This is a genomic window from Pseudomonas sp. BGA-UO-ETr-WB11, assembly GCF_059567785.1.
Genome location: NZ_JCAQOS010000004.1, coordinates 64093 through 86269, shown reverse-complemented (window position 1 = coordinate 86269; position 22177 = coordinate 64093). Strand labels below are relative to the sequence as shown.

Annotated in this window: 19 protein-coding genes and 1 tRNA gene; 9 read left to right on the top strand and 11 right to left on the bottom strand. The window is 58.7% G+C overall.

Annotation, left to right across the window (positions count from 1 at the left end):
- Window positions 1–2 precede the first annotated feature (2 nt).
- From pheT to AC56DI_RS03475, 7 genes are all read right to left on the bottom strand, one after another.
- Window positions 3–2381, bottom strand: coding sequence for a phenylalanine--tRNA ligase subunit beta (gene pheT / locus AC56DI_RS03505; protein ID WP_496344959.1), 2379 nt, complete (start codon window positions 2379–2381; stop codon window positions 3–5).
- 100 nt (window positions 2382–2481) lie between these two features.
- Window positions 2482–3498, bottom strand: a complete 1017-nt coding sequence (pheS, locus tag AC56DI_RS03500) for a phenylalanine--tRNA ligase subunit alpha (protein WP_324520275.1) — start codon at window positions 3496–3498, stop codon at window positions 2482–2484.
- Window positions 3499–3593: 95 nt separating this feature from the next.
- Entirely contained in the window at window positions 3594–3950 is a 357-nt protein-coding gene (gene rplT, locus AC56DI_RS03495) for a 50S ribosomal protein L20 (RefSeq protein ID WP_324520274.1), read from the bottom strand.
- Between the two features lie 29 nt (window positions 3951–3979).
- Entirely contained in the window at window positions 3980–4174 is a 195-nt protein-coding gene (rpmI, locus tag AC56DI_RS03490) for a 50S ribosomal protein L35 (protein WP_496344958.1), read from the bottom strand.
- A 60-nt stretch (window positions 4175–4234) separates the two neighbouring features.
- On the bottom strand, window positions 4235–4786 hold the full coding sequence (gene infC, locus AC56DI_RS03485) for a translation initiation factor IF-3 (RefSeq protein ID WP_324520281.1): 552 nt from the start codon (window positions 4784–4786) through the stop codon (window positions 4235–4237).
- Window positions 4786–6708: a threonine--tRNA ligase gene (gene thrS / locus AC56DI_RS03480; protein WP_496344957.1), complete on the bottom strand. Its 1923-nt coding sequence runs from the start codon at window positions 6706–6708 to the stop codon at window positions 4786–4788. The genes infC and thrS overlap by 1 nt, the downstream gene beginning before the upstream one ends.
- Window positions 6709–6932: 224 nt before the next feature.
- Window positions 6933–7009, bottom strand: a tRNA-Val gene (locus tag AC56DI_RS03475).
- Window positions 7010–7194: 185 nt separating this feature from the next.
- Between AC56DI_RS03475 and AC56DI_RS03470 the strand changes: the two genes are divergently transcribed.
- On the top strand, window positions 7195–8478 hold the full coding sequence (locus tag AC56DI_RS03470; RefSeq protein ID WP_496344956.1) for an NAD(P)/FAD-dependent oxidoreductase: 1284 nt from the start codon (window positions 7195–7197) through the stop codon (window positions 8476–8478).
- A 226-nt stretch (window positions 8479–8704) separates the two neighbouring features.
- On the opposite strand, the gene cysS is transcribed toward AC56DI_RS03470, so the two are convergent.
- Window positions 8705–10090, bottom strand: a complete 1386-nt coding sequence (gene cysS / locus AC56DI_RS03465; RefSeq protein ID WP_496344955.1) for a cysteine--tRNA ligase — start codon at window positions 10088–10090, stop codon at window positions 8705–8707.
- Window positions 10090–11763 carry a glutamine--tRNA ligase/YqeY domain fusion protein gene (locus tag AC56DI_RS03460; RefSeq protein ID WP_496344954.1) on the bottom strand — a complete coding sequence of 558 codons (1674 nt, stop codon included), beginning with the start codon at window positions 11761–11763 and terminating at the stop codon, window positions 10090–10092. The genes cysS and AC56DI_RS03460 overlap by 1 nt, the downstream gene beginning before the upstream one ends.
- A gap of 212 nt (window positions 11764–11975) precedes the next feature.
- Here AC56DI_RS03460 and AC56DI_RS03455 point away from each other — a divergent pair, with 212 nt between their 5' ends.
- Window positions 11976–12470, top strand: coding sequence for a peptidylprolyl isomerase (locus AC56DI_RS03455; RefSeq protein WP_324520058.1), 495 nt, complete (start codon window positions 11976–11978; stop codon window positions 12468–12470).
- A complete protein-coding gene (locus tag AC56DI_RS03450; RefSeq protein WP_496344953.1) occupies window positions 12467–13192 on the top strand; it encodes a UDP-2,3-diacylglucosamine diphosphatase in 726 nt (241 codons plus the stop codon). The genes AC56DI_RS03455 and AC56DI_RS03450 overlap by 4 nt, the downstream gene beginning before the upstream one ends.
- Here the strand turns inward: AC56DI_RS03450 and AC56DI_RS03445 are convergent, their stop codons facing one another.
- Window positions 13193–13807, bottom strand: a complete 615-nt coding sequence (locus tag AC56DI_RS03445; protein WP_496344952.1) for a MiaE family protein — start codon at window positions 13805–13807, stop codon at window positions 13193–13195. It abuts the gene before it with no gap.
- A gap of 157 nt (window positions 13808–13964) precedes the next feature.
- Here AC56DI_RS03445 and AC56DI_RS03440 point away from each other — a divergent pair, with 157 nt between their 5' ends.
- Entirely contained in the window at window positions 13965–14828 is an 864-nt protein-coding gene (locus tag AC56DI_RS03440) for a universal stress protein (protein ID WP_496344951.1), read from the top strand.
- A 60-nt stretch (window positions 14829–14888) separates the two neighbouring features.
- On the opposite strand, the gene AC56DI_RS03435 is transcribed toward AC56DI_RS03440, so the two are convergent.
- Window positions 14889–15365 (bottom strand): DUF1289 domain-containing protein, encoded by a 477-nt coding sequence (locus AC56DI_RS03435; RefSeq protein WP_496344950.1) that lies wholly within the window; start codon window positions 15363–15365, stop codon window positions 14889–14891.
- 453 nt (window positions 15366–15818) lie between these two features.
- Here AC56DI_RS03435 and acnB point away from each other — a divergent pair, with 453 nt between their 5' ends.
- From acnB to alaC, 5 genes are all read left to right on the top strand, one after another.
- A complete protein-coding gene (gene acnB, locus AC56DI_RS03430; RefSeq protein ID WP_496345252.1) occupies window positions 15819–18428 on the top strand; it encodes a bifunctional aconitate hydratase 2/2-methylisocitrate dehydratase in 2610 nt (869 codons plus the stop codon).
- A 130-nt stretch (window positions 18429–18558) separates the two neighbouring features.
- A complete protein-coding gene (locus AC56DI_RS03425) occupies window positions 18559–18768 on the top strand; it encodes a YgdI/YgdR family lipoprotein (RefSeq protein WP_324520053.1) in 210 nt (69 codons plus the stop codon).
- Window positions 18769–18975: 207 nt separating this feature from the next.
- A complete protein-coding gene (locus tag AC56DI_RS03420) occupies window positions 18976–20199 on the top strand; it encodes a CmpA/NrtA family ABC transporter substrate-binding protein (protein ID WP_496344949.1) in 1224 nt (407 codons plus the stop codon).
- A 30-nt stretch (window positions 20200–20229) separates the two neighbouring features.
- Complete coding sequence (locus AC56DI_RS03415) at window positions 20230–20808, top strand: ANTAR domain-containing response regulator (RefSeq protein WP_324520129.1); 579 nt, start codon at window positions 20230–20232, stop codon at window positions 20806–20808.
- A gap of 108 nt (window positions 20809–20916) precedes the next feature.
- Window positions 20917–22158, top strand: coding sequence for an alanine transaminase (alaC, locus tag AC56DI_RS03410; protein WP_496344948.1), 1242 nt, complete (start codon window positions 20917–20919; stop codon window positions 22156–22158).
- Window positions 22159–22177 lie beyond the last annotated feature (19 nt).

The following is a 22177-nucleotide window of genomic DNA, read 5'->3' as shown; positions in this document are numbered from 1 at the left end:
CGCTACTTCCTTAACGTGGCGTTGAACCTTTGTTCCAGCGAGCTGAGGATATTTTCAATTGTAGTATTGACCTCATCGTCATTAAGAGTGCGCGATGGATGCTGCCAGGTCAAGCCAACCGCAAGGCTTTTTCTATGTGGATCAATACCTTTACCGTGATACACATCAAATAGCTTGAGGTCGGTCAGGCAGTCACCCGCCTGCGCGCGAATACCATCAAGCACCACAGTTGCAGCCACATCACGATCAACCAGCAGAGCCAAATCGCGGCGCACTTCTGGGAAGCGCGACAACTCTTGGAATTTAGGCAAGCGTCCGCTCGCCACTTCCGCCAGCACCAGCTCAAACAGATAAACCGGCTGATCGATGCCCAAGGTCTTGGCCAGCTCTGGATGCAGCGCACCGACAAATCCAACCAAGCAGCCATCACGCTCGATACGAGCCGTCTGACCGGGATGCAGCGCAGGATGCTCACCCGCGGCAAAGCTGAATTCGTTAGCCGAACCCGCGCACGCCAGCAGAGCCTCGACATCAGCTTTGATGTCGTAGAAATCCACCGTGTCGCGAGCATGCGCCCAGGCTTCAGGCAAACGGCCACCGCAGATAACGCCCGCGAGCATGGCCTCTTGCTTCAGGCCCTCCAGCTGACCGACAAAACGCAGGCCGCTTTCAAACATGCGCACGCGTGTCTGCTGGCGATTGAGGTTGTGCTGCAACGCCTTGACCAAACCTGGCCACAAGGAGGAGCGCATCGCCGCCATGTCAGCCGAAATCGGGTTGGCCAGCATCAGCGGCGCAACACCGGGGTTGAACAGCTCGAACATTTTCGGATCGATGAAGCTGTAGGTAATCGCTTCCTGATAACCGCGCGCAACCAGCAAACGCCGCAGTGCCGGCAGCTCAACCGCCGCTTCGGCTTTGCGCTGAGGCGCCAGGCGCGCTTGCGGGTAGCGTACTGGCAGACGGTTATAGCCATACAGGCGAGCCAGCTCTTCGATCAGATCGACTTCAAGGCTGATATCGAAGCGATGGCTCGGCACTACAACCTGCCAACGGCCAGGACCCTCCGCCGTTACACCCAAGCCCAAACCGCCAAGCAGACGCTCAACTTCGCTGTCATCCATAACCATGCTGAGCATTTGCTCAATACGCTCGGAGCGCAGGGTAATGGGGGCAATATTCGGCAAATCAGCGGCGCTTTCGACAGCAATGATTGGCCCAGGCTCGCCACCGACAATCTCCAGCAGAAGACCTGTAGCGCGCTCCATGGCCTCACGGGCCAGTTGCGAGTCGACACCACGCTCGAAACGATGCGATGAGTCGGTATGCAGACCGTAAGAGCGTGCTTTGCCAGCCAGGGCAATGGTGTCAAAGAAGGCGCTTTCCAAGAATAGATCACGCGTTGTGGCACTTACGCCACTGCTCTCGCCGCCCATGACGCCGGCAATCGCCAGTGCACGTTCATGGTCCGCAATAACCAGCGTGTTGGCGCGCAAGCTGATGTCCTGGCCGTCCAGCAACACCAGCTTCTCACCCTCTTCCGCCATGCGTACACGGATGCCACCGTTGATTTCGGCAAGATCGAAGGCATGCATGGGTTGACCGAGTTCAAGCATGACGTAGTTGGTGACATCAACGACGGCATCAATACTGCGCACATCAGCGCGGCGCAGACGCTCGACCATCCACAGGGGTGTCGGCTGCGACAAATCGACATTACGCACCACACGCCCGAGGTAACGTGGGCACGCCTTCGGCGTAAGCACTTCGACCGGCAATACCTGCTCGTGCACAGCAGCAACGGCCGCTACCTGTGGACGGCTAACTGGAGCGGCGTACAACGCGCCCACTTCGCGCGCCAAGCCGGCCAGCGACAAGCAATCACCGCGGTTAGGCGTGAGGTCAACTTCAATGCTGACGTCGTTGAGCTGCAGATAGGTGCGCACGTCTTCACCGACAGGCGCGTCGGCTGCCAATTCCAGCAGGCCGTCATTTTCTTCGCTTATCTGTAGCTCAGCAGCCGAACAGAGCATGCCGTTGGACTCAACACCACGCAGCTTGGCTTTTTTGATCTTGAAGTCGCCCGGCAACTCGGCACCGATCATGGCAAACGGAATCTTCAGGCCGGGGCGCACATTGGGCGCGCCACACACCACCTGAAATGTCTCGACGCCATTGCTGACCTGGCAAACGCGCAGCTTGTCGGCGTCCGGGTGCTGCTCAGTGCTCAGCACCTCACCGACCACAATGCCGGAGAACTGCCCAGCCGCCGGGGTCACACTGTCGACCTCCAGACCGGCCATGGACAAACGAGCCACCAGCTCGTCGCTGGAAACCTGCGGGTTAACCCAGGTCCGCAGCCACTGTTCGCTAAATTTCATCCTGCTCTCCTAAGCGCCCACCCACAGAGGGCGTGGCGCTTGGTCATATCTGGTTAAACACAGCCGCCCTGCAACGGGCGCGATGCGACAGCCTGCCCGACTAACGAAACTGCGCCAGGAAACGCAAGTCGTTATCGAAGAACAGGCGCAAGTCATTGACGCCATAGCGCAACATGGCGAGGCGCTCAACACCCATACCAAAGGCAAAGCCTTGGTATTTTTCCGGGTCGATGCCGGACATTTTCAATACGTTCGGATGCACCATCCCGCAGCCCATGACTTCAAGCCAGCCGGTTTGCTTGCACACACGGCAGCCTTTACCGCTACACATCACACACTGCATGTCGACTTCGGCAGAGGGCTCGGTGAACGGAAAGAATGACGGACGGAAACGCACGCCCAGGTCTTTCTCGAAGAACACCCGCAGAAACTCTTCGATGGTGCCTTTGAGGTCGGCAAAGCTGATGCCTTCGTCAATCAGCAGGCCTTCGACCTGGTGAAACATCGGCGAATGGGTGATATCCGAATCACAGCGGTACACGCGACCAGGGCAGACGATGCGGATTGGCGGCTGCTGCGATTCCATGGTGCGCACCTGAACCGGCGAGGTGTGGGTACGCAGCAACATGTTGGCATTGAAATAGAAGGTGTCATGCATCGCACGGGCCGGGTGGTGGCCAGGGATGTTGAGGGCTTCAAAGTTGTGGTAATCGTCCTCCACCTCAGGGCCTTCAGCGATGCCGTAGCCAATCCGGGTGAAAAACTGCTCGACGCGCTCCAGCGTGCGAGTCACGGGATGCAAGCCGCCCGAGGTCTGACCACGACCTGGCAGGGTTACATCGATGCATTCTGCGGCCAGCTTGGCCGTTAATTCCGCTTGCTCAAGCAATGCCTTGCGGGCATTGAGCACTTCCTGCACACGTTCCTTGGCCGCATTGATCAGCGCACCGACTTTCGGCCGCTCATCTGCCGGCAGATCGCCCAGGGTCTTCATCACCTGAGTCAACTCGCCCTTCTTACCAAGATAAAGAACACGCAATTGCTCCAGAGCATTTACGTCTTCAGCACGCTGCACGGCCTCAAGCGCTTGAGAGACCAGCGCATCCAGATTTTCCATGTACAAACTCCAGATACGAAATAGGGGAAGAGCCCGAAAGCTCTTCCCCTATTGGTGACGTTTAGCACCGGGCGAGCCCGGTGATTGTCGGGGACTTAAGCCAGGGTGGCTTTCGCTTTCTCGACAATCGCAGCAAACGCCGCTTTTTCGTTCACTGCCAGATCAGCCAGAACCTTACGGTCGATCTCGATCGCTGCCTTTTTCAAGCCAGCAATGAAACGGCTGTAGGACAGACCGTTAACACGAGCACCGGCGTTGATACGCGCGATCCACAGTGCACGGAACTGACGCTTCTTCTGACGGCGGTCGCGGTAGGCGTATTGGCCTGCCTTGATCACTGCCTGCTTGGCAACGCGGAACACGCGTGAGCGTGCGCCATAGTAGCCTTTAGCGAGTTTCAGAATTTTTTTGTGACGACGACGAGCGACGACACCACGCTTAACACGAGCCATGAGTAACTACCTCTAAATCTTGACCGAAATTAACGAACACGCATCATGCGATCCACTTTACGCACGTCAGACGGATGCACCATGGTGCTTCCGCGCAGCTGACGCTTACGCTTGGTAGACATTTTGGTCAGGATGTGGCTTTTGAAAGCGTGCTTGTGCTTGAAGCCATTCGCCGTTTTCAAGAAGCGCTTCGCAGCGCCACTTTTGGTTTTCATCTTTGGCATGTTCGGATACTCCGCATTCAGTTGATAAACATAACCGCAAGGCCTGCCGTGCCCTTTTGGTCACTTCTTCTTTTTGGGGGCGATGACCATGATCAGTTGGCGTCCTTCCATCTTAGGATGCTGTTCAACGGCGCCGTATTCGAGCAGGTCAGTCTCAACCCGCTTCAACAGCTCCATTCCCAGCTCCTGGTGGGCCATCTCTCGGCCGCGGAATCGAAGCGATACCTTGGCCTTATCCCCATCACTAAGGAAACGTACCAGGTTGCGTAGTTTTACCTGGTAATCCCCTTCTTCCGTCCCTGGACGAAACTTGATTTCTTTAACCTGAATCTGCTTCTGGTTTTTCTTCGCTGCGGCAACCTGTTTCTTCTTTTCGAAGATCGATTTGCCGTAGTCCATCAGCTTACAAACAGGTGGCACTGCATCGGCAGAAATCTCTACCAGATCCAGCTTTGCCTCTTCAGCCTTAAGAAGCGCGTCTTCAATTGACACAATTCCAAGCTGCTCGCCTTCAGCGCCAATTAACCGAACCTCACGGGCCGAGATATTCTCGTTGATCGGGGCCTTAGGTGCAGCTCGTTTATCCTGTCTCATTTCACGCTTAATAATGATTACTCCGAATCTTGGCGACCACGCCGGGAAACCGCCTGCGCAAGGAATTCAGCGAATTGGGCGACGGGCATAGAGCCCAGATCAGCACCTTCGCGAGTGCGCACGGCGACGGTTTGCATTTCAACTTCCCGATCTCCAATAACCAAGAGATAGGGAACCTTGAGCAAAGTATGCTCACGGATTTTAAAGCCGATCTTTTCGTTTCTCAAGTCAGACTTGGCACGAAACCCGCTCTGATTGAGAGTTTTCTCGACCTCGAGGGCAAAATCAGCCTGTTTATCGGTGATATTCAGGATCACCGCCTGGTTTGGCGCAAGCCAAGCCGGGAAGGCACCTTCGTAATGCTCGATAAGCATACCAATAAAGCGCTCAAAAGACCCCAAAATTGCGCGATGGAGCATAACTGGGTGCTTGCGACTGTTGTCCTCACTGACAAATTCAGCGCCCAAACGCACCGGCAAATTGAAGTCGAGCTGCAACGTACCGCACTGCCAGACGCGACCCAGACAGTCTTTCAGCGAGAACTCGATCTTCGGACCATAGAACGCACCCTCGCCCGGCTGCAGGTCATACGCCAGCCCTGCGCTGTCCAAGGCAGAAGCCAAAGCAGCCTCGGCGCGATCCCACAACTCGTCGGAACCCACGCGTTTTTCCGGACGCGTCGAGAGCTTGAGCTGGATATCGCTGAAACCGAAGTCAGCGTACACATCCAGGGTCAGCTTGATAAATGCTGCCGACTCGGCCTGCATCTGCTCTTCAGTACAGAAGATATGCGCGTCATCCTGGGTAAAACCGCGCACGCGCATGATGCCGTGCAGCGCGCCAGATGGCTCATTGCGGTGACAAGCACCGAACTCAGCCAGACGCATAGGCAGCTCGCGGTAGCTCTTCAAGCCCTGATTGAACACCTGCACGTGGCATGGGCAGTTCATTGGCTTGATGGCGTAATCGCGGTTTTCCGACTGTGTGGTGAACATGTTGTCGGCGTAGTTGGCCCAGTGCCCTGACTTCTCCCACAGACTGCGATCAACCACTTGCGGCGTTTTGATTTCCAGATAGCCGTTCTCACGCTGGATCTGGCGCATGTACTGCTCAAGCACCTGATACAGGGTCCAGCCATTAGGGTGCCAAAACACCATGCCCGGCGCTTCTTCCTGGGTATGGAAGAGGTCCAAGCGCTTGCCGATCTTGCGATGGTCGCGCTTTTCGGCTTCTTCAATACGCTGGATATAAGCCGCCAACTGCTTTTTATCGGCCCAAGCGGTGCCATAAACGCGCTGCAACTGCTCGTTCTTGGCATCGCCGCGCCAGTAGGCGCCAGACAACTTGGTCAGCTTGAAGGCTTTCAGAAAGCGCGTATTCGGCACATGCGGACCGCGGCACATGTCGACGTATTCTTCGTGGTGGTACAGGCCCATGGCCTGCTCATCCGGCATATCTTCAACCAGACGCAGCTTGTAGTCCTCACCACGGGCTTGGAACAGCTCGATCACCTGAGCACGCGGCGTAACCTTTTTGATCACATCGTATTCAGTGTCGATCAACTGCTGCATGCGCTGCTCGATTGCTGCCACGTCTTCCATGGTGAAAGGACGTTCGGACGCAATGTCGTAATAGAAGCCTTCATCAATCACCGGCCCAATCACCATCTTGGCGGTTGGATACAGCTGTTTTACGGCATGACCGATCAGGTGCGCACAGGAGTGCCGAATGATCTCCAGACCTTCCTGATCCTTGGGCGTAATGATTTGCAGCGTTGCATCGGCCTCGATCAAATCGCACGCATCTACGAGCTTGCCGTTGACCTTACCGGCCACCGTAGCCTTGGCCAGACCAGCACCAATAGATTGCGCCACCTCAAGTACGGATACCGGGTGATCGAATGAACGCTGACTGCCGTCGGGAAGAGTAATGGTGGGCATGGCGCCTCCTCTCCTAGTGGTGACCCCTACCAAAGGTCACATGGGTTGGGATGAGCCAGTATCCGATTCGGCGGCGACCCCACCTAACAATGGCGGGAGCCCGTAGGCTACCTTTACCGAACCAGGGTCACTGGAGGTTTAAAACGGGAATGCTTTCAGAAAGCCGCCATACTGACAAGCGACCAATAAAAAAGGGCCGCATCAGCGACCCTTTTTAAGAAACTTGGTAGACGCGACTGGACTCGAACCAGCGACCCCCACCATGTCAAGGTGGTGCTCTAACCAACTGAGCTACGCGTCTGCAATGGAGGCGCATTCTACGGAGAAGCGCAGATGTGTCAACACCTTTAACACTAACCCCCTGAAAATGCGCCATTTTTACCGTTCGACTCAGCGTTTTATATTTCGCACAGGGGGCTAGCCGGTATTTGTTTACTCGGGTAGCATCTCGACATTCGTAAAAAATAACAAACATAGGTTGTAAATATGACACACACTCCTTATCCAGAATCCTACTACGCCGCGTCGGCTAACCCAGTTCCAGCCCGCCCGGAACTGCAAGGTGATGTCGAGACCGATGTGTGCATCATTGGCGCCGGCTACACCGGCCTGTCGACTGCCATATCCCTGCTGGAGAACGGCTTCAAGGTCGCCATTGTGGAAGCCGCCAAAGTCGGCTTTGGCGCCTCGGGTCGCAACGGCGGGCAGATCGTTAACAGCTACAGCCGTGACATCGACGTAATCGAACGCACCGTCGGCCCAAAACCTGCCCAACTGATGGGTCAGATGGCCTTCGAAGGCGGCCGCATCATTCGCGAGCGTATCGCCAAGTACAACATCAACTGCGACCTGAAAGACGGTGGTGTGTTTGCCGCCTTCACCCAGAAGCAGATGGGCCACCTGGAAGCGCAGAAAAAGCTCTGGGAACGCTACGGCCACACCCAGCTTGAGCTGATGGACAGCAAGCGTATCCGCGAAGTGGTCGGTACCGAGAACTACATCGGCGGCATGCTCGACATGAGCGGCGGCCATATCCACCCGCTGAACCTCGCCCTTGGCGAAGCAGCCGCTGTGGAGTCCCTGGGCGGCGTGATCTACGAACAGTCCCCAGCCACCCGCATTGAGCGCGGCGCCAACCCGGTTGTGCACACACCAAATGGCCGCGTCAAAGCCAAGTTCATCGTCGTCGCCGGTAACGCCTACCTGGGCAACCTGGTGCCGGAACTGGCCGCCAAAACCATGCCCTGCGGCAGCCAGGTGATCGCCACCGAGCCGCTCAGCGCGGAAATGGCCAAGAGCCTGATCCCCAACGATTACTGCGTGGAAGACTGCAACTACCTGCTCGACTACTTCCGCCTGACCGGCGACAACCGCCTGATCTACGGCGGCGGCGTGGTCTACGGCGCCCGTGATCCGGCCAACATCGAGGCTATCATCCGCCCGATGATGCTCAAAACCTTCCCGCAATTGAAAAACGTGAAGATCGACTACGCCTGGACCGGCAACTTCCTGCTGACCCTCTCGCGCTTGCCGCAAGTGGGCCGCATTGGCGACAACATCTATTACTCGCAAGGCTGCAGCGGCCACGGCGTGACTTACACCCACTTGGCGGGCAAGGTACTGGGCGGAGCCCTGCGTGGCCAGGCCGAGCGCTTCGATGCGTTCGCTGGCTTGCCGCACTACCCGTTCCCGGGCGGCCAGCTGTTCCGCGTACCGTTCACCGCCGTCGGTGCCTGGTACTACGCACTGCGTGACAAGTTCGGTATCTAAATCGATCTGCACAAACGGCCACGAATCGACCGCTGACGTCAAAATCAGCACGCCGTAACGCCGGTTATGAAAAAGCCCTCTATTGAAAAATAGAGGGCTTTTTTGTGGCACTGCAGACGCAACGCAGATAAAAAAACGCCCCGAACAGGTCGGGGCGTTTTTTCCGGCTTACCACCAACGAGGCGACACAGCCTGATCAGTCGGCACGCCTACCAGCGTGCGGCGGTTAATCCGCCAAACGCCAGCTCGTGACGCCCTTGGCGTCTTCAAGCAGCACGCCCATGGCGCTCAATTGATCACGGATCTGGTCGGAAGCCGCCCAATCCTTAGCCGCTCGCGCCGCCAAACGCGCTTCGATCAAGGCCTCTACAGCTGCGGCATCGACACGCCCCGCCGCATCCGCCTGCAAGAAAGCCTCAGGCTCCAACTGCAAAACCCCGAGCAACGCCGCCAACGACTTCAAGCGCGCAGCCAGAGCCGCGGCCGCCTGGATATCGCTGTCGCGCAGGCGATTGACTTCCCGCGCCAACTCGAACAACACCGAACAGGCGCTAGCCGTATTGAAGTCGTCATCCATAGCCGCCGAGAAGCGCGCAACAAACTCATCCGCTGCTGCTGGCTCAGCCTCCGGCAAACCCTTAAGGGCGTTATAGAAACGCTCAAGCGCCGCCTTCGACTCGCGCAGATTGTCTTCCGAATAGTTGATCGGGCTGCGGTAGTGACTGGCGATCAACAGATAACGCACCACCTCCGGATGGTACTTCTCCAGCACCTCACGGATGGTGAAGAAGTTGCCCAGGGACTTGGACATCTTCTCGCCATTGATGGTGATCATCCCGCAGTGCAACCACGACTTGGCGTACGGCTTACCGGTGGCCGCCTCGCTTTGGGCGATCTCGTTTTCGTGGTGCGGAAACTCCAGATCGTTACCGCCGCCGTGGATATCAAACGAATCCCCCAGGCAGCAGGTGGACATCACCGAGCACTCGATATGCCAACCCGGACGCCCATCACCCCAAGGCGAAGACCAGCTTGGTTCGCCCGGTTTAGCGGCCTTCCACAGGACGAAATCCAGCGGATCCTGCTTCGACTCGCCCGGCTCGATGCGCGCGCCGATGCGCAAGTCCTCAACCTTGCGCCGCGACAACTTGCCGTAGCCCTCGAACTTGCCCACCCGGTAATACACGTCACCATTACCGGGCGCATAGGCATAACCCTTGTCGATCAGGGTCTGGATCATCGCATGCATGCCCGCGATATGGTCGGTAGCGCGCGGCTCCATATCCGGTTTGAGGATATTCAGGCGCGCTTCATCCTCGTGCATCGCCGCGATCATGCGCTCAGTCAGCACCTCAAACGCTTCGCCGTTTTCATTGGCGCGATTGATGATCTTGTCGTCGATGTCAGTGATATTGCGCACATAAGTCAGCTCATAGCCGCTATGGCGCAACCAGCGCGTAATCACGTCAAAGGCCACCATGCTGCGGCCGTGGCCCAGGTGGCAAAAGTCGTACACGGTCATGCCGCAGACGTACATGCGCACCTGATTACCTTGCAGCGGCGTGAAGACTTCCTTGCTCTTGCTCAGGGTGTTGTAGATCGACAACGCCATTATTGGCCCCAGGAGTCACGCAGGGTGACAGTACGGTTGAACACAGGTTTACCTGGCGCAGAGTCTTTCAGGTCCACGCAGAAGTAGCCTTCGCGCTCGAACTGGAAACGCTCTTCTGCCTGCGCCTCGGCCAGCGATGGCTCGGCACGGCAGCCGGTCAGCACCTGCAGGGAATCCGGGTTGATGTTGTCGAGGAAGCTGGCACCGTCTTCGGCCTTCTCCGGCTGCGCGGAGCGGAACAGGCGATCATACAGACGCACTTCACACTCGACGCTGGCCGCTGCCGGCACCCAGTGGATCACGCCTTTGACCTTGCGCCCTTCCGGGTTTTTGCCGAGGGTGTTTTCGTCATAGGAGCAATGCAGCTCGACGATGTTGCCATCGGCATCCTTGATCGCCTCATCGGCACGGATGACATAACTGCCGCGCAAGCGCGCCTCACCACCTGGCACCAAACGTTTGTAACCCGCTGGTGGCACCTCTTCGAAGTCGCCGGCATCGATGTAAATCTCGCGACTGAACGGCAGTACGCGCACGCCCATGTCCTGTTTGGGATGGCGTGCCAGCTCGAGGTTTTCCACCTGCCCTTCTGGGTAGTTGGTAATGACTACTTTCAGCGGCTTGAGCACGCACATGGCGCGCGCGGCGTTTGCATCCAGGTCGTCACGAATGGCGAATTCGAGCATGCCGATATCCACCAGACCACCGGCGCGGTTGACGCCGATCATGTCGCAGAAATTGCGGATCGAAGCCGGGGTGTAGCCGCGACGACGGAAGCCCGACAGCGTCGACATGCGCGGATCGTCCCAGCCATTCACGTGCTGCTCATCCACCAACTGCTTGAGCTTGCGCTTGCTGGTGATGGTGTAGTTCAGGTTAAGGCGCGCAAATTCGTACTGACGCGGCTGCGCGGGCACCGGCAGATTGGCCAGAAACCACTCATACAGCGGGCGGTGATCCTCAAACTCCAGTGTGCAGATGGAGTGGGTAATACCTTCCAGCGCGTCCGACTGGCCATGGGTGAAGTCGTAGCTGGGGTAGATGCACCATTTATCACCGGTCTGATGGTGATGGGCGTGACGAATGCGATAAAGGATCGGGTCGCGCAGGTTCATGTTCGGCGCAGCCATGTCGATCTTCGCCCGCAAGGCGCGTGCGCCGTCAGGGAACTCGCCGGCCTTCATGCGTGCAAACAGGTCCAGGTTTTCCTCGACGCTGCGCTCACGGAACGGGCTGTTCTTGCCCGGCTCAGTCAGGCTGCCACGGTATTCGCGCGCCTCGTCCGGCGACAGGTCATCAACATAAGCCTTGCCGGTGTTGATCAGGTGCAGCGCCCACTCGTGCAATTGGTCGAAGTAGTTGGAGGCATAACGCGCCTCGCCCGACCACTCAAACCCCAGCCACTTAACGTCGCTTTCAATGGCGTCGATGTACTCCTGATCTTCCTTGGCCGGGTTGGTGTCATCGAAGCGCAGATTGCACTCGCCACCAAACTCTTTGGCCAGGCCGAAGTTCAGGCAGATCGACTTGGCGTGACCGATATGCAGATAGCCGTTGGGCTCCGGCGGAAAGCGCGTGACGATTTTGACGTGCTTGCCGGCATCCAGATCGCTCTGAACAATCTGGCGGAGGAAGTTCGAAGGAGAAACGCTGGGGATTTCAGGCTTGCTCATGGTGTCCTTGATCGTACAGGTGCCTGGCCAGGGTAGGCCGGCCAAGTCAAAGCGCTTATGATAGCGAACCCGTCAACCCCCTGACAGACGCAAAGCACCTGCACAGGCGGATTGCACCGTAAAAGATTCGCACAACGGCTTGTCAGCCACCGGCAAGACAGGTCATTAGCGCATTCGCACCGTTTTTACCGGCAACTCAACTGGAACCGATCATGATCAAACTGCACACCAACCACGGCGTCATCACCCTCAACCTGTTCGAAGACAAGGCGCCGCTGACCACCGCCAACTTCAAGGAATATGTCGCTGCCGGTCACTACGACAACACCGTTTTCCATCGTGTGATCAGCAACTTCATGATCCAGGGCGGCGGTTTCGAGCCTGGCATGAAACAAAAAGCCACTCGCGCCACCATCAAGAACGAAGCCAACAACGGCCTGTCGAACAAAGTCGGCACCGTGGCCATGGCTCGCACCATGGAACCGCATTCGGCCTCCGCGCAGTTCTTTATCAACGTTAAGGACAACGATTTCCTCGACCACAGCGCACCGACCGTACAAGGCTGGGGTTACACCGTGTTCGCCGAAGTCGTTGAAGGCATGGACGTGGTCGAGAAGATCAAAGGCGTCGCCACTGGCTCGAAATCCGGCCACCAGGACGTCCCCCTGGAAGACGTGATCATCGAGCGCGCAGAGATCGTTGAGTGATACTGCTGATCTCCGATCTGCACCTTGAACAACAACGCCCGGACATCACCCGGGCGTTTGTGCATTTTCTGCAGACTCGCGCCCGCCAGGCCGAAGCCCTGTACATCCTCGGTGATTTTTTCGAGGTATGGGTGGGCGACGATGCCATGGGGCCGTTCCAGCACGAGATCGCCAGCGCCCTGCGCGAATTGGCAGACAGCGGCACCCGCCTCTATTTAATGCATGGCAACCGCGACTTCATGCTCGGCCAAGGGTTTTGCCAGTTGGCCGGCTGCACCCTGCTCAGTGACCCGTGCCGCGTAAGCTTCAACGGCGAGCCCGTATTGCTGATGCATGGCGACAGCCTGTGCACCAGCGACGCGGCCTATATGCGCATGCGCCGCCTGCTGCGCAACCCGCTCAGTCTGTGGCTGCTGCGTCATCTACCACTGGCCAAGCGGCATGCCCTGGCGCGCAAACTGCGCAAGGAAAGCCAGCTGCAAACCCGCCAGAAAGCGGCCAGCATCATCGACGTGACGCCCAGCGAAGTGCCGCGCCTGATGGCCAAATACAGCGTACGCACCCTGATTCACGGCCACACCCACCGCCCGGCCAGCCACACGCTGGAGGTCAACGGCCAAACGGCGCAACGCATCGTTTTGGGTGACTGGGACCAGCAAGGCTGGGCCCTACAAGTCGACGAAAAGGGCTACCAGCAGAGCGCCTTTACCCTCAACGACTGACTACACAGCGCTGCTGACGGGTACGCCGCTGTGAAAGCGGAACTCCACATCGGGCGACTCGATCAGCTCACGCTCAGCCACCCGCACGCGCTCGATGGTGCGCTCCACATCCGCCGCCTCGCCGTACTGATAGGCCAGGCGCAGATACCCCTGAAAATGCCGCGCCTCGCTTTTCAGCAGACCGAAATAGAACTTGCCCAGCTCCGCATCCAGGTGCGGCACCAGCGCCTCGAAGCGCTCGCAGCTGCGCGCCTCGATAAAGGCACCAACCACCAGGGTATCGACCAGCTTGACCGGCTCATGGGTACGCACCACTGAGCGCAGGCCTGACGCATAGCGACCGGCCGACAAAGGCCGCAGGGCAATCTTGCGGCGCTTCATCAAGCGCATCACTTGTTCGTGATGCACCAGCTCCTCACGGGCCAGACGCGACATCAGGTTGATCAAGTCGACGTGGGTGTTGTACTTGGCCATCAGGCTCAGCGCGGTGCTGGCGGCCTTGAACTCACAGTTTTTGTGATCCAGCAGCAAGGTTTCCAGGTCGGCTAAAGCCGCCTGCACCCAGCCATCGGGTGTTTTGCAGCCAAGGAATTCAGCAATTTCAGGAAGCAACATAGTGGGCTGGCCGCTGTCATCAAAGCCGCGCATTATACGTTGAGGATTGGCGATGATGGCTGCCAATCAGCTGAGTTACGGTTGACATATATCAACCCAGCCGCAATAGAATCCAACTAAAGTTAATTTAGTTATAAACACCCTCAGGGAGATGATCATGCAAGCTATTCGCAGCATTCTGGTAGTCGTCGAGCCCCATCAGCCAGATGGGCTGGCCATCAACCGTGCCAAGCTGATTGCCGGCGTGACCCAGTGCCATCTGCACCTGCTGGTCTGTGAGAAAAAGCACGACCACCAAGCTGACCTCGACGCCCTGGCCAAAACCCTGACCGACGAAGGCTTCAGTGTCAGCACCCAGCAAAGCTGGCTGGACAGCGTCCACCAGACCATCATCGCCGCCCAGCAAGCAGAAGGTTGCAACCTGATCGTCAAGCGCCACAAGCCCGAGAACCCGCTGAAAAAAGCCTTGCTGACCCCAGACGACTGGAAACTGCTGCGCTACAGCCCAGTCCCGGTACTGATAGTGAAAACCGATACGCCGTGGGCCAATGGCAAAGTTCTCGCTGCTGTCGACGCCGGCAATGCCGACGGTCCGCACCGCGCCCTGCACACCAGCATCATCAGTCACGGTTATGAAATCGCCCAACTGGCGCAGTGCGAACTGCATGTCATCGGCGCTTACCCGTCGCCCATGCTCTCTGCCGCCGACCCGACCTTTCAACTGAAAGAAAGCATCGAAGCGCGCTACCGGGCCAACTGCAAAATCTTCCAAAACGAGTTCGCCATCGCCGACGAATGCCTGCACATCGAGGAAGGCCCGGCTGACGTACTGATCCCCTACACCGCCAAGCGTCTCAACGCAGCCTTGACCATCCTCGGCACCGTGGCGCGCACCGGCCTGTCTGGCGTGCTGATCGGCAATACTGCGGAAGTGGTGCTGGATGCCCTGGAAAGCGATGTTCTGGTGCTCAAGCCAGACGACATCATTGACCGCCTGGAAGACCTGGTCGCTCAGCGCTAAGTCTGCCGAGCAACAAAAAAGCCGCCTGCACAGGCGGCTTTTTTATGCCTGACAACGGCCTCAGTCAGAGCCCTCCAGCCCATCACGCAAAAAACTCGGCGCGATATACCGCTGGTAGTGAGCCTCGGAAAGCAAAAAGAACTCGCGATCAATTGCGTCACGCAAGGCCGGCAGCGTCCAGTCGCGAAACTCCGGCAGCAACACCATGCCATAAGCGTCCAGCTGGTTAATCACTCGCGCACCACGGGCAATCAATTGATACGCCCAGCAATAGGGTGACTGCTCGGGCGCGAAGCGAATGCTGCGTTGCTCCAGTTGCTGCCGCAGCCGTGCAGGGTCAAACACCTCCAGTTTGGCGGCCATCACCTGCACCAGCAAAATCTCCAGGCGCCGCCAGACGGCGTACTTTTGCTCGTCGCCATACAGGTTCCAGTTCACCACTTCGTGATGAAAACGCTTACAGCCACGACAGACCAGATCCCCATAAACCGTTGAGCAGAGGCCGACGCAAGGCGTCTTGATACATTGAGAAGACATGGCGAACAGCTACACAGGCGGCAAAACAGGCGGGCATCTTAGACCTTTGTCCATACGCGGTCACCACGCCCGCATGGGCTTTGCGGCTTAACTTTAACGTCTTGTTGCAGTAGAATCGGCCGGCCTTTAAGGCGCCAATGTCCGTTGGAAGCTGTTTTCAAAGCGTCACGAGCACAGTTGGGAAGGCGTTGAGCAACCCGTACAGGGCAGCTCCGAGCGAACCGCACTTCCCTTGACCCGGCAGGAAATCGTTGCGACAGACACGCTGACCCGTTCAGCAGCCCGCCGCCGCCCTCATCAGGCCTCCTGCCGGCGTAAAACTTTGAAAACAGCTTCTGTTCGAAGACACTGAAACCCTGGTCCAACGGCTCAAAAAGCCGCGCGACGCTTGTGTTCAGTGATTTATGGATGCGCGTTCCGGACCCACCGGGACCACTGATGAGGGTAAAAACTGTGCTTGTAGCCTATCGCAAACATGTTGAAGAGCGTGCCGCTCAGGGCATCGTGCCCCAGCCGCTGAACGCCGAACAAACCGCAGGCCTGATCGAGCTGCTGAAAAACCCACCTGCTGGCGAAGAAGCCTTCCTGGTTGACCTGATCACCAACCGCGTTCCTGCGGGCGTGGATGAGGCTGCTTACGTCAAGGCCGGTTTCCTCTCTGCCATCGCCAAGGGCGAAGCCACCTCCCCGCTGATCAGCAAGACGCGCGCCGTCGAACTGCTGGGCACCATGCAGGGCGGCTACAACATCACCACCATGGTTGAACTGCTGGACAACGCCGAACTGTCGGCCGTTGCCGCTGAGCAGCTGAAGCACACCCTGCTGATGTTTGACGCCTTCCACGACGTTGCCGAAAAAGCCAAAGCTGGCAATGCCAACGCCAAAGCTGTGCTGGCTTCCTGGGCCGAAGGCGAGTGGTTCAAGAACCGCGCTGCCGTTCCAGAAAAAGTCACCCTGACCGTGTTCAAGGTCACTGGCGAAACCAACACCGACGACCTGTCGCCAGCACCTGATGCCTGGTCCCGCCCAGACATCCCGCTGCACGCCCTGGCCATGCTGAAAATGGCCCGCGACGGCATCAACCCAGACGCGCCTGGCAGCGTTGGCCCGATCAAGCAGATGGAAGCCCTGAAAGCCAAAGGCTTCCCGGTTGCCTACGTCGGCGACGTAGTGGGTACTGGTTCTTCGCGTAAATCCGCCACCAACTCGGTGCTGTGGTTCTTCGGCGACGACATCCCGAACGTGCCTAACAAGCGCGCTGGTGGTTTCTGCTTCGGCAGCAAAATCGCCCCGATCTTCTACAACACCATGGAAGACGCCGGCGCCCTGCCGATCGAATTCGATTGCAGCAACCTGGCCATGGGCGACGTCATTGACGTGTACCCGATCAAAGGCGAAGTGCGCCGTCATGGCAGCGACGAACTGGTTACCAGCTTCCAGCTGAAAACCGACGTACTGCTCGACGAAGTTCGCGCTGGCGGCCGTATTCCGCTGATCGTCGGCCGTGGCCTGACCGAAAAAGCCCGTGCTGAACTGGGTCTGGCACCGTCCGACCTGTTCAAGAAGCCGGAAGCGCCGGTCGACAGCGGCAAGGGCTTCACCCTGGCCCAGAAAATGGTTGGCCGCGCTTGCGGTCTGGCAGAAGGCCAAGGCGTACGTCCAGGCACCTACTGCGAACCGAAGATGACCACCGTGGGTTCGCAAGACACCACCGGCCCCATGACCCGTGACGAGCTGAAAGACCTGGCTTGCCTGGGCTTCTCTGCTGACCTGGTGATGCAGTCCTTCTGTCACACCGCGGCCTATCCAAAGCCGATCGACGTCACCACTCACCACACCCTGCCAGACTTCATCATGACCCGTGGCGGCGTGTCCCTGCGTCCGGGCGACGGCATCATCCACAGCTGGCTGAACCGTATGCTGCTGCCGGATACCGTCGGCACCGGTGGTGACTCGCACACCCGCTTCCCGATGGGCATCTCCTTCCCGGCCGGTTCCGGCCTGGTCGCCTTCGCCGCAGCCACCGGCGTTATGCCGCTGGACATGCCGGAGTCGGTACTGGTGCGCTTCAAAGGCAAGCTGCAGCCAGGCATCACCCTGCGCGACCTGGTCCACGCGATCCCTTACTACGCCATCAAGGCTGGCCTGCTGACCGTTGAGAAGAAGGGCAAGATCAACGCCTTCTCCGGCCGCATCCTCGAGATCGAAGGTCTGGACGAGCTGACCGTTGAACAGGCTTTCGAGCTGTCCGACGCCTCCGCAGAGCGCTCCGCTGCCGGTTGCACCATCAAGCTGCCGGAAAAAGCCATTGGCGAATACCTGCAGTCCAACATCACCCTGCTGCGCTGGATGATCGGCGAAGGCTACGGCGATGCTCGCACCCTGGAGCGTCGTGCTCAGGCCATGGAAGCTTGGCTGGCCAACCCGCAACTGCTGTCGGCTGACAGCGATGCGGAATACGCCGAAGTCATCGAAATCGACCTGGCTGACATCAAAGAGCCAGTCCTCTGCGCCCCGAACGACCCGGACGATGCCCGTCTGCTGTCGAGCGTACAAGGCCAGAAGATCGACGAAGTGTTCATCGGTTCGTGCATGACCAACATTGGTCACTTCCGTGCCGCCGGCAAACTCCTGGAGAAAAATCCAGGCAACCTGCCGACTCGTCTGTGGCTGGCTCCGCCAACCAAGATGGACGCACACCAGCTGACCGAAGAAGGCTACTACGGCATCTACGGCAAAGCTGGCGCGCGCATGGAAATGCCAGGCTGCTCGCTGTGCATGGGTAACCAGGCACGGGTAGAAACCGGTTCGACCGTGGTTTCCACGTCGACCCGTAACTTCCCGAACCGCCTGGGCGACGCGACCAACGTGTACCTGGCGTCTGCCGAACTGGCAGCCGTTGCGGCAATCACCGGCAAACTGCCGACCGTTGAAGAGTACATGGTCTACGCGGCCGACATCGACAGCATGGCTGCCGACGTTTACCGCTACCTGAGCTTCGACCAGATTGCCGAGTTCCGTGAAGTTGCTGCGAACGCCAAGATCCCGGTCGTTCAAGCCTAACGAGCACAGCGTCAATAAAAACCCCGCCTAGTGCGGGGTTTTTATTGCCTGAGCACTAGGCAAATCGCAGCCAAATGGTTAGCGTAACTTCAGCTATTGAAGAAACATCGTGATCATTAGGGGGAACACCATGAAGCAACTGATTCTTGCCGCCTGCTGCGTACTGAGCCTGGCCGGCTGCTCCAGCGAATACATTATCGCCACCACCGACGGCCAGCTGATCAGCACCGACGGCAAGCCAAAACTCGACACCGACACCGACATGTACCGCTTCGAAGACAGCGAAGGCCGCGATCAACAGATCCAGAAATCGTCGGTCAAGCAAATCCTCGAGCGCTAACAGTCGCTTGATAGTGAACAGACCCCGCCGTGTGCGGGGTTTTGTTTATCCGCCGCACAACGCCACTCTGGCATATCGCTTGCTAAGGGTTATGTACAGCTAACGACCTGCCAACGGCGGCAGGCATAAATCAGACAACGGCGTCGCTCTCTGGCAGTGCACAAGCACGGCTGGACAGTGATTTTTTGTGCTTGGACGGAAAAAATAATGACCGACTCTCACCCGCAAAATCACCTTGACCCGCTCGCCTGGGTGGCGGGTTCCGACGCCCCGGAAAAAAGCGCCATCAACCTTGGCTTTATGGCCCTGACCGACTCAGCCTCACTGATCGTGGCGGCCACCCAGGGCTTTGCCCAGCCTTACGGACTGACGCTGAACCTGCAGCGCCAGGCGTCCTGGGCCACCCTGCGGGACAAACTGCTGAGCGGCGAACTGGATGCGGCCCAAGGCCTGTATGGTCTGCTGTATGCCGTACACCTGGGCATCGGCGGCACCCCGCCGGTGGACATGGCCGTGCTCATGGGCCTGTCCCAGAATGGCCAAAGCATCAACCTCTCACGTCCGCTGCAGACCGCCGGCGTGACCAGCGCTGAAGCACTGCGCGAACATGTGCGCCAAAGCAGTGCAAAACTGACCTTCGCCCAGACCTTCCCCACCGGCACTCATGCCATGTGGCTCAATTACTGGCTGGCCAGCCAAGGCATCCACCCACTGGAAGACGTCAACAGCGTGGTCGTGCCGCCATCGCAGATGGTCGCTCACCTCAAGGCCGGGCGTATCGACGGCTTCTGCGCCGGCGAGCCCTGGGGCGCCCACGCCATTGATGAACAGATGGGCTTTACCCTGACCACCAGCCAGGCGATCTGGCCCGATCATCCGGAGAAAGTTCTGGGCTGCACCCGCGCCTTTGTCGAGGAATACCCCAACACCGCGCGTGCCCTGGTCATGGCGGTACTGGAAGCCAGCCGTTTTATCGATGCCAGCGAAGAGAACAAACGCAGCACCGCCCAACTGCTCAGCGGCAGTGAGTATCTGGATACGCCGCTGAACGCCATCCAGCCGCGCTTCCTCGGCCAGTATGAGGACGGCATGGGCTACGCCTGGCAGGATCAGCACCCGCTGCGCTTCTTTGCCAACGGCGAGGTGAACATGCCCTACCTGTCCGACGGCTTGTGGTTTATGAGCCAGTTCCGCCGCTGGGGCCTGTTGCGCAATGATCCGGACTATCAGGCCATTGCCGGTCAGGTCCAGCAGCTCAACCTTTACCGTGAAGCCGCCAGCCAGTTGGGCATCGCCCTGCCGCCATCGGCCATGCGCAGCTCCACCTTGATAGACGGCAAAGTCTGGGACGGCAACGATCCCGCCGGCTACGCCCGCAGCTTTGCCTTGCACGCCTTGAGCGACAGCACTCAAGCCTCGGTCTCTGCCTAAGAGACGTACGTAATGGATATCACCGCCAAGATGTTACGAATCCTCCTGATCAATGACACCCCGAAGAAGGTTGGCCGGCTGCGCGCCGCACTGATTGAAGCCGGCTTCGACGTCATCGACGAGTCTGGCCTGATCATCGACCTGCCGGCCCGCGTAGAAGCCGTGCGCCCGGATGTAATCCTGATCGACAGCGACTCCCCCGGCCGCGACGTGATGGAGCAGGTCTGCCTGGTCACGCGTGACCAGCCACGGCCGATCGTCATGTTCACTGACGAGCAAAACCCCGACGTAATGCGTCAGGCCATTCAGTCGGGGGTCAGCGCCTACATCGTCGAGGGCATCCAGGCGCAGCGGCTCAAACCCATCCTCGATGTCGCCATGGTGCGCTTCGAGAGTGATCAGGCCCTGCGCGCCCAGTTGCATGCCCGTGACCAGCAGATGGCCGAGCGCAAGCGCGTGGAGCTGGCCAAGGGCATGCTGATGAAGATGAAAAACTGCAACGAAGAAGAGGCCTACACCCTTATGCGCCGCCAGGCCATGAGCCGCCAGCAGAAGCTGATCCAGGTCGCCGAACAGATTATCGCCATGAGCGATCTGCTCGGCAGCTGAGCCAACAGGCTTGCCGCCTCACGCCGAGAGGCGTATTTTCCTCGACTGGCCAGCGCACTGGCCAACGTCGCTCGGACGGTTCCGGGCGCTTACGTTATCGAGGTTTACATGGCCGAACACCGTTCGCCGCGCCGCTTTGCGCGCATTGATCGTCTCCCCCCCTACGTTTTCAACATCACCGCCGAGCTGAAAATGGCGGCACGCCGCCGTGGTGAAGACATTATCGACTTCAGCATGGGCAACCCCGACGGCGCCACGCCGCCCCATATCGTCGAGAAGTTGGTACAGGTCGCCCAGCGCGATGACACCCACGGCTACTCCACCTCGCGCGGCATCCCGCGCCTGCGCCGCGCCATCTCGCACTGGTACAAAGACCGCTACGCCGTCGATATCGACCCGGACAGCGAAGCCATTGTCACCATCGGCTCCAAAGAAGGCCTGGCGCACTTGATGTTGGCCACACTCGACCACGGCGACACCGTGCTGGTGCCCAACCCCAGCTATCCGATTCATATCTACGGCGCCGTGATTGCTGGCGCCCAGGTGCGCTCGGTACCGCTGATTCCCGGCGTGGATTTTTTCGTCGAACTGGAAAAGGCCATCCGCGAAAGCATCCCCAAGCCGAAGATGATGATTCTCGGCTTCCCGTCCAACCCCACCGCCCAGTGCGTGGAGCTGGAGTTCTTCGAGCGCGTGGTGGCCCTGGCCAAGCAGTACGACATTCTGGTGGTCCACGACCTGGCCTACGCCGACATCGTCTTCGATGGCTGGAAGGCGCCGTCGATCATGCAAGTGCCCGGCGCCAAGGATATCGCGGTGGAGTTTTTCACCCTGTCCAAGAGCTACAACATGGCCGGCTGGCGCATCGGCTTTATGGTTGGCAATAAAGAACTGGTCAACGCCCTGGCGCGGATCAAGAGCTACCACGACTACGGCACCTTCACCCCGCTGCAAGTAGCCGCCATTGCCGCACTGGAAGGCGACCAGCAATGTGTGCACGACATCGCCGAGCAGTACAAACAACGGCGCGACACCATCGTCCGCGGCCTGCATGACGCAGGCTGGATGGTCGAGAATCCCAAGGCAGCGATGTACATCTGGGCCAAAATCCCCGAGCCGTACGCCCATCTCGGCTCCCTGGAGTTCGCCAAGAAGCTGCTCAGCGACGCCAAGGTCTGCGTTTCTCCCGGCATTGGTTTTGGCGATTACGGCGACGATCACGTGCGCTTCGCCCTGATTGAAAACCAGGACCGTATCCGCCAGGCCGTACGTGGCATCAAGGCCATGTTCCGCGCCGATGGCTTGATACCAGCCACTGCCGCGCGCAAAGCCAGCCCGTCTCAGGACTGACGCCCGCCCTTCGCCCAGA

Coding starts and splice junctions, on each gene's coding strand:
- pheT (WP_496344959.1), bottom strand. CDS start 2,381: ATGAAATTTAGCGAACAGTGGCTGCGGACCTGGGTTAACCCGCAGGTT.
- rplT (WP_324520274.1), bottom strand. CDS start 3,950: ATGGCTCGTGTTAAGCGTGGTGTCGTCGCTCGTCGTCGTCACAAAAAA.
- alaC (WP_496344948.1), top strand. CDS start 20,917: ATGGCCGAACACCGTTCGCCGCGCCGCTTTGCGCGCATTGATCGTCTC.
- AC56DI_RS03460 (WP_496344954.1), bottom strand. CDS start 11,763: ATGAGCAAGCCTGAAATCCCCAGCGTTTCTCCTTCGAACTTCCTCCGC.
- AC56DI_RS03470 (WP_496344956.1), top strand. CDS start 7,195: ATGACACACACTCCTTATCCAGAATCCTACTACGCCGCGTCGGCTAAC.
- rpmI (WP_496344958.1), bottom strand. CDS start 4,174: ATGCCAAAGATGAAAACCAAAAGTGGCGCTGCGAAGCGCTTCTTGAAA.
- AC56DI_RS03435 (WP_496344950.1), bottom strand. CDS start 15,365: ATGTCTTCTCAATGTATCAAGACGCCTTGCGTCGGCCTCTGCTCAACG.
- AC56DI_RS03425 (WP_324520053.1), top strand. CDS start 18,559: ATGAAGCAACTGATTCTTGCCGCCTGCTGCGTACTGAGCCTGGCCGGC.
- AC56DI_RS03440 (WP_496344951.1), top strand. CDS start 13,965: ATGCAAGCTATTCGCAGCATTCTGGTAGTCGTCGAGCCCCATCAGCCA.
- pheS (WP_324520275.1), bottom strand. CDS start 3,498: ATGGAAAATCTGGATGCGCTGGTCTCTCAAGCGCTTGAGGCCGTGCAG.
- AC56DI_RS03445 (WP_496344952.1), bottom strand. CDS start 13,807: ATGTTGCTTCCTGAAATTGCTGAATTCCTTGGCTGCAAAACACCCGAT.
- AC56DI_RS03415 (WP_324520129.1), top strand. CDS start 20,230: ATGTTACGAATCCTCCTGATCAATGACACCCCGAAGAAGGTTGGCCGG.
- cysS (WP_496344955.1), bottom strand. CDS start 10,090: ATGGCGTTGTCGATCTACAACACCCTGAGCAAGAGCAAGGAAGTCTTC.
- AC56DI_RS03455 (WP_324520058.1), top strand. CDS start 11,976: ATGATCAAACTGCACACCAACCACGGCGTCATCACCCTCAACCTGTTC.
- AC56DI_RS03420 (WP_496344949.1), top strand. CDS start 18,976: ATGACCGACTCTCACCCGCAAAATCACCTTGACCCGCTCGCCTGGGTG.
- thrS (WP_496344957.1), bottom strand. CDS start 6,708: ATGCCCACCATTACTCTTCCCGACGGCAGTCAGCGTTCATTCGATCAC.